Below are 14392 nucleotides of genomic sequence, written 5' to 3'. Positions count from 1 at the left end.
ATGTCCGCCCTACGAGAATCGCTCGGATTCCTCACAAGCCGCCTCCGCCAGGTTGGCATTTTCGTTGCCCTGATCCTGATCGTCCTGCTCTTCCAGGGGCTTACAGGCGGGATCCTGCTGCAACCCCAGAACGTCACCAACCTGGTGGTCCAGAACAGCTACATCCTCATCCTTGCCATCGGCATGGTGATGGTGATCATCGCCGGACACATCGACCTTTCCGTGGGCTCGGTGGCCGGATTCATCGGCGCCGTCGCAGGCGTCATGATCGTGCACTGGGGCTGGCCATGGTGGGCCGCCATCCCCGCCTGCCTCCTGGTTGGCGCCTTGGTGGGCGCCTGGCAGGGATACTGGATCGCCTACGTGGGGATTCCGGCCTTCATCGTCACGCTGGCGGGCATGCTGATCTTCAGGGGGCTGACCCTCATCACCCTGAGGAACCAGCAGATCACCCCCTTCCCCGCGGAGCTGCGGGCCCTGGGCGGAGGCTTCCTTCCGGACATCTCCGGGGGTACCTCCGTGCTCGAATGGCTCACCGTCATCCTGGGTGTCGGTGCCACTGTTGCCCTGCTGATCCAGGCTTTCAAGGAGCGCAGGATCCGCCGGAAGTTCGATCTCGAGAGCGAACCCCTGGTCTGGTTCATCATCAAGACCGCGTTCACTGCGCTGCTCATGCTCATCATCACCTTCCTGCTGGCGTCCTACCGGGGCACGCCGATCGTCCTGGTGGTCCTGGCCGCACTGGTGATCGCCTACACCGCCCTCATGAACAACAGCGTCTTCGGGCGGCACACCTACGCCATCGGCGGGAACCTTCACGCGGCTGAGCTTTCCGGCATCAAGACCAAAGCCGTTACCTTCCGCCTCTTCGTGAACATGGGTGTTCTTGCCGCACTGGCCGGCCTCGTCTTCACTGCCCGCCTCAACTCGGCACAGCCGGCCGGCGGAACCGGCTTCGAACTCGACTCCATCGCCGCAGCATTTATTGGCGGCGCCGCTGTCACCGGCGGTATCGGAACCGTGGCCGGGGCCATGATCGGTGGCCTGATCATGGGCGTCCTGAACAACGGCATGTCCATCCTGGGCCTTGGCACCGACTACCAGCAGCTCATCAAGGGCCTGGTGCTTCTTGTCGCCGTCGGGTTCGACATCTTCAACAAGAACCGCAGCGGTGGCGGCGGCGGCATTGGAAAGCGCTTCAAGCTGAAGACCAGTCCGCCGCCCGCAGAGGAAAAGCCGGCTCCGGCTTCCAACGAAACTGTGAAGGCAGGCCTCCAGTAGCACTCGCTGCAGACCTGTACGAAAGGAAGGCCCCCGTTGACCTGGACCATGTCCAGGCAACGGGGGCTTTTCCGTGCGGCACCGGCTCACCCCGTCGATTCCTCAGGGGCAGCCAGCTCCGTGGCGGTGTCTGCCGGCGAGCGCTGGCGCCGGCTCATCAGGATGAAGGGTGCGGCCAGCAGCTGCACGGCCCCGCTCACGGCGAGGGAGGCCGGGTACCCGTAAAGGTCCGCGGCCCGTCCCAGCGAGGGCTGTACCACCACTCCACCGCTGGAACCCATGAGGGAGTCGAAGCTGAGCACCGTTGCCCGCTGCTTGGAGGGGATCATGTCATTCAGGTACGCCTGGCGGACCGGGATACCAGCCGAACCCACCATCCCCCACAGCATGAGCAGCGCCAGGGCCAGCCAGAACGTGGTGGTGAACAAGAGCGCCACGAGGATCAGTGCGCTGGCCACGTTGCTGACGATCAGCACCGTGGTCCGCCGGTGGACCAGTTTCCTGACCCGCGGCGCCATCCATCCGCCCACCACGTCGGCCCCGGCCACAATGGCAGCGGCAAGCCCGGCCACGGCGTAGGCGCGGGGATCCCCGAAGAGCTGCAGGAGGTACGGCTGCAGGGCGTAGAACACGTAGATGCCCACGCCCTGCGTGAACGGGGCGGCCAGCATGATGTACCGGACGGGCGGATGGCGGAGCCCGCCGTCCACGGAAGCCTTGAGGACGGCGCGGGTGGCGGCGAGGGGGCGGGCCGAGCGCTCAGGGGTGAATCCGACGTCGTGCATGAGCAGGAAGGCCACAACGAACATGGCCATCAGCACTGCTACCCGCAGCAGGAAGGGCACGCCCAGGTTGGTGGCCTGCGCGATGACGCCGCCGGCAACGGATCCCGCCAGCATCGCGACCCCGGACACCATCTGGCCCCGGCCCAGCACCACCTCGAGGGTGCCGTCGTAGCCGGAGTACTGCAGCGCATCCACCAGCCAGGCTTCCACCGCGCCGGAGAAGAAGGTGAATCCCAGGCCGAGCAGCACGGAGACTGCGGCCCACCACCAGAACGGCGCTGAGTACTGCCACAGCAGGTAGTAGAGGAACGTGGAGCCGGCGAGAGTCACGGTTCCCAGGAGGAACGAAGCGCGGCGGCCCCAGCTGTCTGCCACTACCCCGGTGGGGACCTCGAACAGCACCATGCCTGCAGTGAAGAAAGCGTTGGCGGCGAAGGCTTCCAGGTTGCTCAGGCCGGCGTCGAGCAGGAACAGCGTGTTGATCCCCCAGATGAAGGACGCCGCAAGGGTGTTCCCGAGCGTCAGCACCAGGTAGACGCTCTGGATCTTGCGGGCGGCCGGATTCATCAGGGCCCGGTTCAGGTGGGGCTGAAGCCGGGCGGCACGGGGTCGTGGCGCAGGTAGCTGCGGCTGAAACGGCCCGTACCGGCGGTGAGGGCGCGGAGTTCGACGGCGTAGCGCAGCAGTTCCTGGTCCGGCACTTCGGCGCTGATGTCAGTGAGTCCCCCGCCCGACGACGTCGTGCCGGTCAGCCGGCCCCGGCGGCCGGAGAGGTCGCTCATGACGGGTCCCACGTGCTCGTCCGCCACGGTGATGCTGACGGCCGAGACCGGCTCAAGGAGCTGGATCCTGCCTGCCGCAGCCGCCTCCCGCAGGGCCAGGGCACCGGCAGCCTGGAACGCGGCGTCGGACGAATCGACGCTGTGGGCCTTGCCGCCCACCAGCCGCACGCGCACGTCCACCACGGGGAACCCTGCGGATACACCCTTCTCCATCTGCGCACGGACCCCCTTCTCCACGGAAGGGATAAACGTCCCCGGGATGACACCGCCCACCGTCTTGTCCACGAATTCGAAGCCGGCGCCCCGGTCCAGCGGCTCCACTTCGATGTCGCACACGGCGTACTGCCCGTGGCCCCCGGATTGCTTGACGTGGCGTCCGTGCCCGGTGGCCGGGCCCGCGAAGGTTTCCCGCAGCGGTGTCACCACGTCCACGGGGTGCAGCTTCACGCCCTGCTCACGGAGCCTGTCCATCACGACGTCGGCATGCGCCTCCCCCATGCACCACAGGACCAGCTGGTGCGTTTCAGCGTTGCGTTCCACCCGCATAGTGGGGTCACCGGCGGCGATTTTCCCCAGGCTCCGGGCCAGGGCATCCTCGTCGCTGCGGGAATCGGCTTCCACGGCCACGGGAAGGAGCGGTTCGGGCATCTCCCAGGTGGCGAGCATGAGCGGATCGTCCCGGGATGAGATGGTGTCACCGGTTTCGGCGCTCCCCAGCTTGGCCAGGGCGCACAGGTCCCCCGCCACGCAGTACGGCACCGGCCGCAGGGTGGCTCCCAGCGGCGAGTACAGGTGCGTGACGCGTTCATCGGTGTCGTGGTCCTGGTGCCCCCGGTCCGCCAGGCCGTGCCCGCCAACGTGCACCGGCGAGTCCTCGCGCAGGGTTCCCGAGAACACGCGCACCAGGCAGATCCGGCCCAGGAAGGGATCGTTGGAGGTTCGCACCACTTCGGCGGCCAACGGCCCCGACGGGTCGCAGCCCAGGGACCTGCCGTGCCGGCCCTCCAGGTCTGTCGCCTCCGGAACGCCCGCCTCAGTGGGCGGGGGAAACGCGCGCACCAGCATGTCCAGCAGTTCCGACGTTCCCAGGCCGGTGACCGCGGAAGTGGGGATGACCGGATGGAACGAACCACGGGCCACGGCGGTCTCCAGGTCTTCGATCAGCACGCCTGTATCGATGTCCTCGCCGGACAGGTAGCGCTCCATCAGGGTTTCGTCTTCGCTTTCGGCGATGATGCCCTCGATGAGCTCTCCGCGGGCCTCGGCCGCAGCCGCTGTGTCATCGGCGGGTGCGTCCCGGTCGGAAGGGCTTTCCCCCGGGGTGTAGTCCGTGACCGTTCCGGACAGCAGTCCCAGCAGGCCGGTACGTTCGCCGCCGGAACCAACCGGGACGTAGAGCGGGAGGACGGCGTCGCCGAATGCCTTCCGGCACTCCGCGAGGACGCCGTCGTAATCCGCCCTCGGGTGGTCCAGCCGGGTGATCACCACTGCGCGCGGAAGCCTTCGGTGCGCGCACTCCGACCACAGCGCGGTGGTGGTGGCATCAATTCCGTCGACGGCTGAAACAACAAAAAGGGCGGCGTCCGCTGCGCGGAGGCCCGCCCGCATTTCCCCGATGAAGTCGGGGTAGCCGGGTGTGTCCAGCAGGTTGACCTTGGTTTCGTCCAGCAGGAGGGGCACCAGGGAGAGCGTGACGGACCGTTGCTGGTGGACCGCAGCGGGATCGGAGTCGCCTACCGTGGTCCCCTCGGCTATGGAGCCTTTGCGGGTGATCATGCCGTTGGCAGCAAGAAGTGCTTCAATCAGCAGGGTCTTGCCGGCCCCGGAGTGCCCGATCAGGGCGATGTTCCGGATGCTGGCCGGTTCCAGCGCCGCGATGCGGGCGGCAGAATCGGTTCGGCGTGGTTCGGTCCCATTCCGGCCGCCTGCAGCCCTGGCCGTGTCTTTGGCACTCTTCACCGACATGGGAACCTCCTGGCATCTTTGCCGTGCAACCCGTCCTAGCGTGTCCTCAAATTCGACACCCTGGGAGGCGTTAGGGCAAGGGCCCGGACGGCGCTGCGGCCAGGATGCCGTCCGCTGTCCCTCCCCTGCCGGAGGAACTAGGACCTGGCCTTGCGCGTGGCGGCGTCGTTGGCTTTCTGCACCGCCTGGACCAGCTGCTTCTTGTCCATCCTGGAGCGGCCCTTGACGTCCAGTTTCCGGGCCAGTTCGTAAAGATGTTCCTTCGAGGCGTTGGCATCCACGCCTCCTGCCGTGGGCGTGGAGGATCCGGCGCCCTTCTCTTCCGCCCGTTTGTCCGACGGCCCCTTCTTGTCCTTGGCTTCCCAGTGGTCGCCCACCTTCTCGTAGCTGTGCTTCAGGGAAGAGTAGGCCGTCCGCGCTGCCCGGCGTTCGTCGTCGTAGGACTCTATGGCGGAGTCGTACGTCTTGGCGAAAGTGTCCTGGGCCTTTTGGTCGGAACGCTGCAGGGTCGAGGGAAGTTCGTCCTTGCGGGCATGGTGGTTCTTGCCGGTCTTGGGCATGGCAGCCATCCTCCATTCATCAGCAGGCTGATCATTCGGATGACATCAGCTTAACCCTGGAAAGGCGGGGCGGTAAAAGGAAGAAAAGCCGGGAAACCGGCGTCCCGTGCATGAGTGGAGCCCCCTGTCGGATTCGAACCGACGACCCCCGCTTTACAAGAGCGGTGCTCTGGCCAACTGAGCTAAGGAGGCGTGCCCTTGCGGGCGGCGCCTGACGGCGCCAGATAAGCGTAGCCCAAGTGCTGCCGGTGGTAAAAACGGCAGGCTCGCGGGCTGCGACCCTTGTCACGCGGCCGGGGACGAAGCCGACCGCCGGCCCATAATGCAGCCGGCCCGCTCCCGGAAATTCCGGAAGCGGGCCGACGGACGCTAAGGGGTCTTAGCCCTTCGCTGCAATGGCTGTCTGAATCTCGGCGTTCAGGTCAGAGCTGCCGTCCCACTGCTTGCCGTCCACGAAGATAGTGGGCGTACCGGTGATACCGATGTTGGATGCAAGCTGGGTGGAGTACTTGACGTACGGGCGGAACATTTTGTCGTCAACGCAGCTGTTGATGTCTGCACCAATGTCGCTGGCCAATGACTTGAGCTTGTCATCGGAGAGGCCGGCGCTGCCTTCGGCAGGCTGGTTGGCGAAGAGGGTGTCGACATATTCGGCGTACTTCTCCGGCGCCTTGTCCGCTACACACGCTGCCGCGTTGGCTGCCCGGGATGAATAGTTGGTGCTGGACTGGCGGTCCAGGAAGCCCAGCGGCCGGTATTCCAGGCTGATCTTTCCGTCGTTGCGCAGGCCGGTGAGGGCCTCGTTGTAGGTGCTCTCGAACCGCTTGCAGACAGGGCAGATGAAGTCGATGTACGCCACAACCTTCACGGGCTGGCCGGCCTCGGCTTCAGCGCCCGGGGCAACGACGGGGTTCGGCTGCGTGTCCGGCTTGGCCGGTACCTTGGCCATGTCCACCGTTGCGGAGTCCGTTGATTTCACGCCGGTGTTGGCAACCAGCGTCACGCCGCCGTTGGCGTTGCCGTTCGCGGGTACAGGTCCTTGGTCCGCGATGGGGGTGTTCTGCTTGATGCTGGTGGTGACCACCAGTCCCACAACCACCAGGATGGCGACCACGGCCACCACGATGCCCCAGCCGATCAGAAGCTTGTTGCGCTTGTCCTTCTTCAGCTGGGCCTCACGGATCTGGCGCGCTTTTTCCCGCGCCTCCGCGGTTCGCTCAGCTTTCGACTTACGTACTTCGTTTCCGGGGCTCATGTGTTCCTTGGGTCGGTCGACGTGGAGGGACCACTTCGTGGCACTTCCACCATTTTAGGGGAGAAAGCTGAGAGCTTGCCCCTTCAACTATCCGCCCAAGTTGACCAACGGACGAATAGCACGGATGATTCCGCACGGCTAGGGTGGCTTAGAGGCACAAGCAACCCCAGGGGGCCGCAATGCAAACACCCGTCCAGGAAAAACCTGCCACAGCAGAGCCGTCAGGAAAGGCCGCATCCGGCCACGGCCAGGCCACGAAGTACGACTTCATGGTGGTCTCCAACAGGCTGCCCGTTGACCGCGTCGCCCCGGGCGACAGCGGTGACGACGGGTCCGGCTGGCGCCGCTCCCCGGGCGGCCTGGTGACCGCACTGGCTCCGATGATGACCAAGACGGACGGCGCCTGGGTGGGCTGGCACGGCGCTCCCGACGAGACGGTGAAGCCGTTCAGCCACGGCGGCATGGACCTGGTTCCGGTCCAGCTCAGCACCGACGACGTCGAGCTGTACTACGAGGGCTTCTCGAACGCGACGCTGTGGCCGCTGTACCACGACGTCATCGCACCGCCCGAGTTCCACCGCACCTGGTGGGATTCCTACCGCAAGGTCAACCAAAGGTTCGCGGACGCCGTCGTCCACCATGCGGACCAGGGCGCCACCGTCTGGGTCCAGGACTACCAGCTGCAGCTTGTTCCGCGCATGCTCCGCCAGGCACGGCCGGACCTCCGCATCGGGTTCTTCAACCACATCCCGTTTCCCCCGCCGGAGATCTTCGCCCAGCTGCCGTGGCGGCACGCCATCATCGACGGACTGCTCGGCGCGGACCTGGTGGGCTTCCAGCGGGTCAGCGACGCCGGTAACTTCATGCGCTCGGCCCGGCGCTTCCTTGGCGCCAGCGTCAAGCAGCAGCAGGTGCACGTCAAGGGCCACGACGGCCAGATCACCCATATCGCCCGTGCACAGGCGTTTCCCATCTCCATCGACGTCAAGCAGATCAGCGAACTTGCTGCCAGGCCGGACATCATCGAGCGGGCACGGCAGATCCGCCAGGACCTGGGCAACCCAAAAACCATCCTCTTGGGCGTGGACCGGCTGGACTACACCAAGGGCATCCGGCACCGGCTCAAGGCCTTCGAGGAGCTCTTGGCGGACGGCCGGCTGTCCGTGGGAGACGCGACCCTGATCCAGGTGGCCTCCCCCAGCCGGGAACGGGTTGAGCAGTACCGCCTGCTCCGCGAGGAAGTGGAAGGCACCGTGGGCCACATCAACGGCACCTACGACACCATCCAGAACACCGCCGTCCGCTACCTGCACCACAGCTACCCGGTGGAGGAAATGGTGGCCCTGTACCTTGCAGCCGACGTCATGCTGGTCACCGCCCTCAGGGACGGCATGAACCTGGTGGCCAAGGAATACGTCACCGCCCGCAACAACAACGACGGCGCCCTGGTCCTCAGCGAATTCGCCGGCGCGGCGGACCAACTCAAGCAGGCGCTGCTGATCAATCCGCACGACATCGCCGGACTGAAGAACACCATCATGAACGCCGTCGAGATGACTCCGCGCGAAGCCGGGCGCCGCATGCGCGCCATGCGCAAACAGATCCTGGAACACGATGTGGACCTATGGTCGGCCGACTTCCTGCGGGCCCTGAACGAGAAGGTGGTCCGCGATGACTCCTGAACCAGGTACTGCAGCGCCGCTCGCCCTGACACCCGAACTGCGGGAAGCCGTGCGGAACATCGCCGCCACTGACCAACTGCTGGTGGCCATGGACTTCGACGGCACCATGGCACCGATCGTGCCGCATGCGGACGATGCACGGCCGCTCCCCCGCGCGGCCGCCGCCTTTGCCGGGCTGGCGGCGCTTCCGCGCACGACGACGGCACTCATCTCAGGGCGCGCCCTCGCCTCGCTGCGCGGCGTGGCCTCGCCGCCGGCCGAGTCGCTGCTCATCGGCAGCCACGGCGCCGAAGCCTGGCTGGGCCCGGAGTCCGCAGGCCTCGAACTGGACGAAGACCAGCGGACGCTGCTGGCCGAGGTCCGGGGCATCCTCGCCGGGATCGCCGGGGAAGCCCCCGGAACAATGCTCGAGGACAAGCCGGCAGGCGTGGTGCTGCACACGCGGCAGGCTGCGGATGACGTCGCCGAGGATGCCGTCGCCGCCGCACGCTCACTGCTTGAGGACCGCAAGGGCGTGTTCCTGAAGAACGGCAAGCGGGTTCTGGAAACTTCCGTGGTGCACGCCTCCAAGGGCGAAGCAGTCGCGTTCCTTCGCCAGGCGGCGGGAGCGACCGCCATACTGTTCGCGGGGGACGACACCACGGACGAAGACGCCTTCGCCCGGCTTGGACCGGGGGATGTGGGGGTCAAGGTAGGCCTGGACTTCACCCAGGCGCAGTACCGGGTAGAGGCTCCGATCCATGTGGCAGAGCTGCTTGAGGCACTGCTTGCGGCTCGGAGCTCCGCCGTGGGCGAAGGCGACGGAACGCCTGCGGGCTAATCGATCGGCAACGCCTATCGTGTGACGTTCGTAACATTTGCGATAAAGAGCGAAGGTTCTGCCATACTCTTTCTTGTGATGTGGCGCACAAGAACCGTGCGGCGTCACTCGATGCGCTCCGGCACTGCCGGAATGCATCATGCAACACAAAACTGAACAAACATGAACCATTCACAACGGATCGTCCGGCACGTACCTGCCGGTGAAGGGATTGATAACTGTGGCTACAGTTACTTTTGATAACGCTACGCGTCTGTACCCGGGCACAGATAAGCCCGCCGTCGATAAGCTCAACATCGACATCGCCGATGGCGAATTCCTGGTCCTCGTTGGACCCTCCGGTTGCGGTAAGTCCACCTCCCTGCGCATGCTCGCAGGCCTCGAGGACGTCAATGCAGGCCGCATCCTGATCGGTGACCGCGACGTCACCGATGTCCCCCCGAAGGACCGCGACATCGCAATGGTCTTCCAGAACTACGCCCTGTACCCGCACATGACTGTGGCGGACAACATGGGCTTCGCACTGAAGATCGCCGGCATCTCCAAGGAAGAGCGCGCAGAGCGTGTCCGCGAAGCCGCCAAGCTCCTTGACCTCGAGCAGTACCTGGACCGCAAGCCGAAGGCACTCTCCGGCGGCCAGCGCCAGCGTGTTGCCATGGGCCGCGCAATCGTGCGTAACCCGCAGGTCTTCCTCATGGATGAGCCGCTGTCCAACCTTGACGCCAAGCTCCGCGTCCAGACCCGCACTCAGATCGCCTCCCTGACCCGCCGCCTGGGCGTCACCACGGTCTACGTCACCCACGACCAGGTCGAGGCCATGACCATGGGTGACCGCGTTGCGGTCCTCAAGGACGGCCTGCTGCAGCAGGTGGACACCCCGCGCAACCTGTACGACCGCCCGAAGAACGTCTTCGTTGCCGGCTTCATCGGTTCCCCCGCCATGAACCTGCTGGAACTTCCCGTGGTCGACGGCGGTGTGCAGTTCGGTGGCACCGTCTACCCCGTGCCGCGCGACGTCCTCGAAGAAGCACACGGCTCCACGGTCACCGTCGGAAGCCGCCCGGAGGACCTGGAGACCGCTCCCCACGGTGAGGGCCTTAAGGTCGAGGTCGATGTTGTCGAAGAGCTCGGCGCCGACGCTTACGTCTACGGCCATTCCACCCTCGACGGCAAGGACCACGACATCGTGGCACGCGTCGACGGTCGCCGTCCTCCGATGAAGGGCGAGTCCATCTACGTCCGTCCGCAGTCGGGCCACGTGCACCTGTTCGACACCAAGACCGGCCTGCGCCTGGGCGACTAGTCCCACCGGCTCCTAACAACCCACGGCGGCCCGCACCCATTCGCAATGGTGCGGGCCGCCGTCGGCCGTTAACCGTCCCGCGAAGGATTAGCCGGGCACGCCCATGTACGGAAGAATTGAGTCCATGACCGAGGAACACAGCGCCCAGTGGCACGACGAACCCACCGACTACGGGCAGATCGGAAAACTGCCGCGGTTCACCGCCGCCAGCGCCGACGACAACAAGGCCGCCTCGGTCGCAAGCTCGCTGAACATTACCGCGGCGGCCGCCGACCCTGAGCTGCTGGACCTGCCATGGCACATCGCACTGGAGGACTGGCCGGCCGAGAACCTCGCCGCCCTTCCCCGGGGCATTTCCCGCCACATTGTGCGCTTTGCGCACCTGGGCGGCTCGGTGATTGCCATCAAGGAAACCTCTGAGCACGTTGCGCGCCACGAGTACCACATGCTGCGGAAGCTGGCCCGGCTGGATGTGCCCTGCGTGGAGCCCGTTGCGGTCATCACCGGCCGGACCACACTGGACGGCCGTCCGCTCAACCCTGTGCTGGTTACCCGACACCTGAAGTTTTCGATGCCGTACCGCGCACTGTTCTCGCAGATGCTGCGCAAGGACACACTGACGCGCCTCATTGATGCCCAGGCCCTGCTGCTGGTCAGGCTGCACCTTATTGGCTTCTACTGGGGTGACGTTTCGCTGTCCAACACCCTGTTCCGGCGCGACGCGGGAGCCTTTGCCGCCTACTTGGTCGACGCCGAGACGGGCGAGCTGTACCCGGACCTGTCCCTGGGCCAGCGGGAATACGATCTCGAAATTGCCCGGGTCAATATCGCCGGGGAACTCATGGACCTGCTGGACGGCGGCCTGATCGAGGAAAAGGTGGACCCCGTAGCCACCAGCGAACTGATCATGGACAGCTACCGGCGGCTGTGGGCGGAGCTGACCGAAAAGGAATCCTTCGAACTCGGGGAACGCTGGCGGGTGGGCGCGCGCATCCGCAGGCTCAACGAGCTCGGCTTCGACGTCGAGGAATATGCCATCAAAACCACGCAGAACGGTTCCACCATTCAGCTGCAGCCCAAGGTGGTGGACGCGGGGCACCATCAGCGCAGGCTCCTGCGGCTGACCGGCCTGGACGCCCAGGAGAACCAGGCCCGCCGCCTCCTGAACGACATGGATTCGTTCCGGGCGGACAACAACCCGGAGATGGACGAGGAGTACAGCGCACACCTTTGGGTGAGCCAGATCTTCGAACCGATCGTCCGGTCGATCCCGCGCGACCTGTCCGGAAAGCTGGAACCGGCAGAGGCGGTGCATGAAGTGCTGGAGCACCGCTGGTACATGTCAGAGAAGCAGGAACGCCACATCCCCCTGGCCGAGGCCGTCCAGTCGTACATCGACTCGATCCTCCGGCACCGCCGTGACGAGGCAGCCATCATGCTGAACCCGGACACCGAGCTCCTGAAGATCCTTGAGGTGGAAACCGAAGAATCCCGTTACGGCAGCGACGAGTCCGCTGACGAATACCCGGACTCGGACGACTAGCCCCTAGATCGCCTTCCCTGGGTTCAGGATCCCGGCCGGGTCGAACAGGTCCTTGATCCGGCGCTGTATCTCCCGGACGGGTTCCGGCTGTTCCTGGCCGAGCCACCGGAGCTTGTACTGTCCCACCCCGTGCTCACCGGTGATGGTACCGCCCATGGAAAGAGCCGCGGTGATGGAGTCATCCAGGGCGCGCTGTAGCCGTTCCATGGCCGCCGGGTCAACGCCGGTACCCTGTCGATCGATCCAGAAAGTGGGATGCAGGTTGCCGTCACCGGCGTGGGCCACCACTTTCAGCTTGACCTGGTGTTCCGCTGCCATGGATTCCAGCGCGGCGACATAATCCACCAGGCGCGAGCGGGGCACGGCCACGTCCTCGCCCACGCGGTACTCATCATCAACTTCGGCGCCCCGGCTGTGCCGGCGCAGCTCTACCAGCCGCTCCGCTTCCGCGCTGGCTTCCGTCGTGACGGTAGCTCCGCCTGCACGGAGTACCCCGCGCACCACTTCCGCTTCCGCGGCCGCACCGAAGCCGTCGGTCTGCACCAGGAGGAGCGAGCGTCCCCTGGCAGTAAGGTCTGAACCGTGCAGCTCGTCCAGCTGCGCCAGCGTCCCGCCGTCGAGCAGTTCCATGATGGCTGGCTGGACCCGGGCCCTGCCCACCGCCAGGACGCCCGCAGCGGCTGCGCGGAAGCCGGAGTAGAAGGCAGCGATGGTGTGAACGTCGCGGGGAAGGTATTTCAACCGTACGGTGATGCCTACAACGATGCCCAGGGTGCCTTCGGAACCGACGAACAGCCCGGTGAGGTCGTAGCCAGCCACTCCCTTGAAGGTCTGATGGCCTGTGTGAATCAGGGACCCGTCGGCGAGCACCACGTCCAGGGCGAGCACCGAGTCCCTGGTGACACCGTACTTGGCGCAGCGCAGTCCACCCGCGTTGGTGGCGACGTTGCCGCCTATGGTCGAGCTGCGGAAGCTGGCCGGGTCAGGGGCGTACATCAGTCCGTGCGGGGCCACGGCATCATTCAGGTCTGCGTTCACCACCCCGGGTTCCACGGTTGCCGTCTCATCGTCGGGATTGATGGACAGGATGCGGTTCATGCGTTCCAGGGAGAGGATAACGCTGTTCCGGGTGGCATGGGCGCCACCTGAGACTCCGGTCCCCGCACCACGAGGCACCACGGTGATGCCGGCAGCCGCGCAGGCTCGTATCACCGACTGCACGTCGGTCACAGACTCGGGGAACACCACGGCCAGCGGCAGTTGGAAGTCGGTAACCGGTGCTTGGTCCACTGCGTACCGGTGGAGATCCGCGTCCGCCGTGACAACCTGCTCGGCTTTGACGCTCTCCGTCAATGCATCCAGTACGTTCACCATCAAGCCTCCAGCTGCCGTCGCCCCCATGTCTTCTCCAGTCTAGGGGCGCTGCAGAACGCCGGTTACTCGGCTCCCATGAAGCGGGCAAAACGCGCGAGGATGCCGGGCCAGTCGGCGGCGTACTGCGCACGGGTGGCGGCAGGATCTTCGGCGCCCTCCCACCCCTCATGGAGAACGCGCACCTCGGTGCCAGCACCGACCGGCTGGAACACGACGCGAAGTTCCGTGGACCAGAGGGCCGTTGTACCAGGGTGCCACGTGGCGTGGAAGGAGAATGGGGGCTGCCAGTCATCCAGGGTCCCCCAGATGCTCGTCCGGCCGTCGTCTGCCGTCTCAAGGATCAGGTTCTCTTCGAACTCCACATAGGAGCCGGCCCCATAGATACCGTGCTCCTCGAGCGGCCACCACAGGTGGGTGTGGTCGGTAAAGCCAGCGAACGCATGGGCGACCCCACCAGGAACCACAATGGAACTGACCACTGCATCCAGTACCTCAGAAGGGGATTCCCCGCTGATCCCGGACGGTTCCTGGCTGTGGCTGAAGAGGCTGCTCATGCTGATCAACTTTACGCTGAACAGCAGCCCGCTCCCCCACCGCCCTGTTCTCCCCCTCTGCCCTGCTCTATCCCGCCCTCCTGCGACGCGCGCTCACTTGTGGCGTGTATTCGTCGGATGCGCGCTCACTAGTGGTGGCGGGCCGGGTCCTTGTTGCGCTATCCGTTGGGGTTCGAGTGAGCGCGGATCCGGGTGGGAACCGCCACGTGTGAGCGCGGATCCGGGTGGGAACCGCCACGACTGAGCGGGCGTCCGCGTGTTAGCCGCCAGGAGTGAGCACGGGTGCTGCCGAGTTTGTGTGTGGTGTGTGGTGGTTAAAGTGGTAGGGCCCTGACAGTGTGTGTCAGGGCCCTACTCAATGTTTGTCCGGCGGTGTCCTACTCTCCCACACCCTCCCGGGTGCAGTACCATCGGCGCTGTGGGTCTTAGCTTCCGGGTTCGGAATGGGACCGGGCGTTTCCCCCACGCTATGACCGCCGTAACCCTTC

The 14392-nt window shown here is 65.6% G+C and carries 11 protein-coding genes, 1 tRNA gene and 1 rRNA gene; 5 read left to right on the top strand and 8 right to left on the bottom strand.

The features are described from left to right. Window positions 1–1281, top strand: a complete 1281-nt coding sequence (gene mmsB, locus AC1DBN_RS20570) for a multiple monosaccharide ABC transporter permease (RefSeq protein ID WP_091718372.1) — start codon at window positions 1–3, stop codon at window positions 1279–1281. Between the two features lie 86 nt (window positions 1282–1367). Here mmsB and AC1DBN_RS20565 read toward each other — a convergent pair whose 3' ends face one another. From AC1DBN_RS20565 to AC1DBN_RS20545, 5 genes are all read right to left on the bottom strand, one after another. After that, window positions 1368–2633 (bottom strand): MFS transporter, encoded by a 1266-nt coding sequence (locus AC1DBN_RS20565; protein ID WP_091718359.1) that lies wholly within the window; start codon window positions 2631–2633, stop codon window positions 1368–1370. Between the two features lie 11 nt (window positions 2634–2644). After that, window positions 2645–4813 carry an elongation factor G-like protein EF-G2 gene (locus AC1DBN_RS20560; RefSeq protein ID WP_091718357.1) on the bottom strand — a complete coding sequence of 723 codons (2169 nt, stop codon included), beginning with the start codon at window positions 4811–4813 and terminating at the stop codon, window positions 2645–2647. 137 nt (window positions 4814–4950) lie between these two features. Further along, window positions 4951–5373 (bottom strand): ChaB family protein, encoded by a 423-nt coding sequence (locus AC1DBN_RS20555; protein WP_091723843.1) that lies wholly within the window; start codon window positions 5371–5373, stop codon window positions 4951–4953. A gap of 115 nt (window positions 5374–5488) precedes the next feature. Further along, window positions 5489–5565 (bottom strand) — tRNA-Thr (locus tag AC1DBN_RS20550). 187 nt (window positions 5566–5752) lie between these two features. Further along, a complete protein-coding gene (locus AC1DBN_RS20545) occupies window positions 5753–6628 on the bottom strand; it encodes a DsbA family protein (RefSeq protein ID WP_477724100.1) in 876 nt (291 codons plus the stop codon). Between the two features lie 179 nt (window positions 6629–6807). Here AC1DBN_RS20545 and AC1DBN_RS20540 point away from each other — a divergent pair, with 179 nt between their 5' ends. The 4 genes from AC1DBN_RS20540 (at window position 6808) to AC1DBN_RS20525 (ending at window position 11976) form a co-directional block, all read left to right on the top strand. Beyond that, window positions 6808–8310: an alpha,alpha-trehalose-phosphate synthase (UDP-forming) gene (locus AC1DBN_RS20540; RefSeq protein ID WP_477724099.1), complete on the top strand. Its 1503-nt coding sequence runs from the start codon at window positions 6808–6810 to the stop codon at window positions 8308–8310. Further along, the gene (gene otsB / locus AC1DBN_RS20535; protein ID WP_091718352.1) at window positions 8300–9130 is read left to right on the top strand and encodes a trehalose-phosphatase; all 831 of its coding nucleotides are present in this window, start codon (window positions 8300–8302) and stop codon (window positions 9128–9130) included. The genes AC1DBN_RS20540 and otsB overlap by 11 nt, the downstream gene beginning before the upstream one ends. A 220-nt stretch (window positions 9131–9350) precedes the next feature. Next, window positions 9351–10433, top strand: a complete 1083-nt coding sequence (locus AC1DBN_RS20530) for an ABC transporter ATP-binding protein (RefSeq protein ID WP_091718350.1) — start codon at window positions 9351–9353, stop codon at window positions 10431–10433. A gap of 124 nt (window positions 10434–10557) precedes the next feature. Continuing rightward, window positions 10558–11976, top strand: coding sequence for a DUF4032 domain-containing protein (locus AC1DBN_RS20525; RefSeq protein WP_045732827.1), 1419 nt, complete (start codon window positions 10558–10560; stop codon window positions 11974–11976). 3 nt (window positions 11977–11979) lie between these two features. Here the strand turns inward: AC1DBN_RS20525 and AC1DBN_RS20520 are convergent, their stop codons facing one another. The 3 genes from AC1DBN_RS20520 to rrf form a co-directional block, all read right to left on the bottom strand. Next, window positions 11980–13350 (bottom strand): FAD-binding oxidoreductase, encoded by a 1371-nt coding sequence (locus tag AC1DBN_RS20520; RefSeq protein WP_477724098.1) that lies wholly within the window; start codon window positions 13348–13350, stop codon window positions 11980–11982. Window positions 13351–13412: 62 nt separating this feature from the next. Beyond that, window positions 13413–13904: an SRPBCC family protein gene (locus AC1DBN_RS20515; RefSeq protein WP_477724097.1), complete on the bottom strand. Its 492-nt coding sequence runs from the start codon at window positions 13902–13904 to the stop codon at window positions 13413–13415. A gap of 364 nt (window positions 13905–14268) precedes the next feature. Further along, window positions 14269–14385: ribosomal RNA gene (rrf, locus tag AC1DBN_RS20510) — 5S ribosomal RNA — on the bottom strand. Between the last annotated feature and the right edge of the window lie 7 nt (window positions 14386–14392).

The sequence above is a fragment of the Pseudarthrobacter sp. 10T415 genome, assembly GCF_056394175.1.
Note: the sequence above shows the minus strand (reverse complement) of the source record. Positions and strands in the feature narration are given on the sequence as shown.

Bases quoted from the DNA above. Each gene is read 5' to 3' on its own strand.
- mmsB (WP_091718372.1), top strand. From the start codon at position 1: ATGTCCGCCCTACGAGAATCGCTCGGATTCCTCACAAGCCGCCTCCGC.
- AC1DBN_RS20565 (WP_091718359.1), bottom strand. From the start codon at position 2,633: ATGAATCCGGCCGCCCGCAAGATCCAGAGCGTCTACCTGGTGCTGACG.
- AC1DBN_RS20560 (WP_091718357.1), bottom strand. From the start codon at position 4,813: ATGTCGGTGAAGAGTGCCAAAGACACGGCCAGGGCTGCAGGCGGCCGG.
- AC1DBN_RS20555 (WP_091723843.1), bottom strand. From the start codon at position 5,373: ATGCCCAAGACCGGCAAGAACCACCATGCCCGCAAGGACGAACTTCCC.
- AC1DBN_RS20545 (WP_477724100.1), bottom strand. From the start codon at position 6,628: ATGAGCCCCGGAAACGAAGTACGTAAGTCGAAAGCTGAGCGAACCGCG.
- AC1DBN_RS20540 (WP_477724099.1), top strand. From the start codon at position 6,808: ATGCAAACACCCGTCCAGGAAAAACCTGCCACAGCAGAGCCGTCAGGA.
- otsB (WP_091718352.1), top strand. From the start codon at position 8,300: ATGACTCCTGAACCAGGTACTGCAGCGCCGCTCGCCCTGACACCCGAA.
- AC1DBN_RS20525 (WP_045732827.1), top strand. From the start codon at position 10,558: ATGACCGAGGAACACAGCGCCCAGTGGCACGACGAACCCACCGACTAC.
- AC1DBN_RS20520 (WP_477724098.1), bottom strand. From the start codon at position 13,350: ATGGTGAACGTACTGGATGCATTGACGGAGAGCGTCAAAGCCGAGCAG.
- AC1DBN_RS20515 (WP_477724097.1), bottom strand. From the start codon at position 13,904: ATGAGCAGCCTCTTCAGCCACAGCCAGGAACCGTCCGGGATCAGCGGG.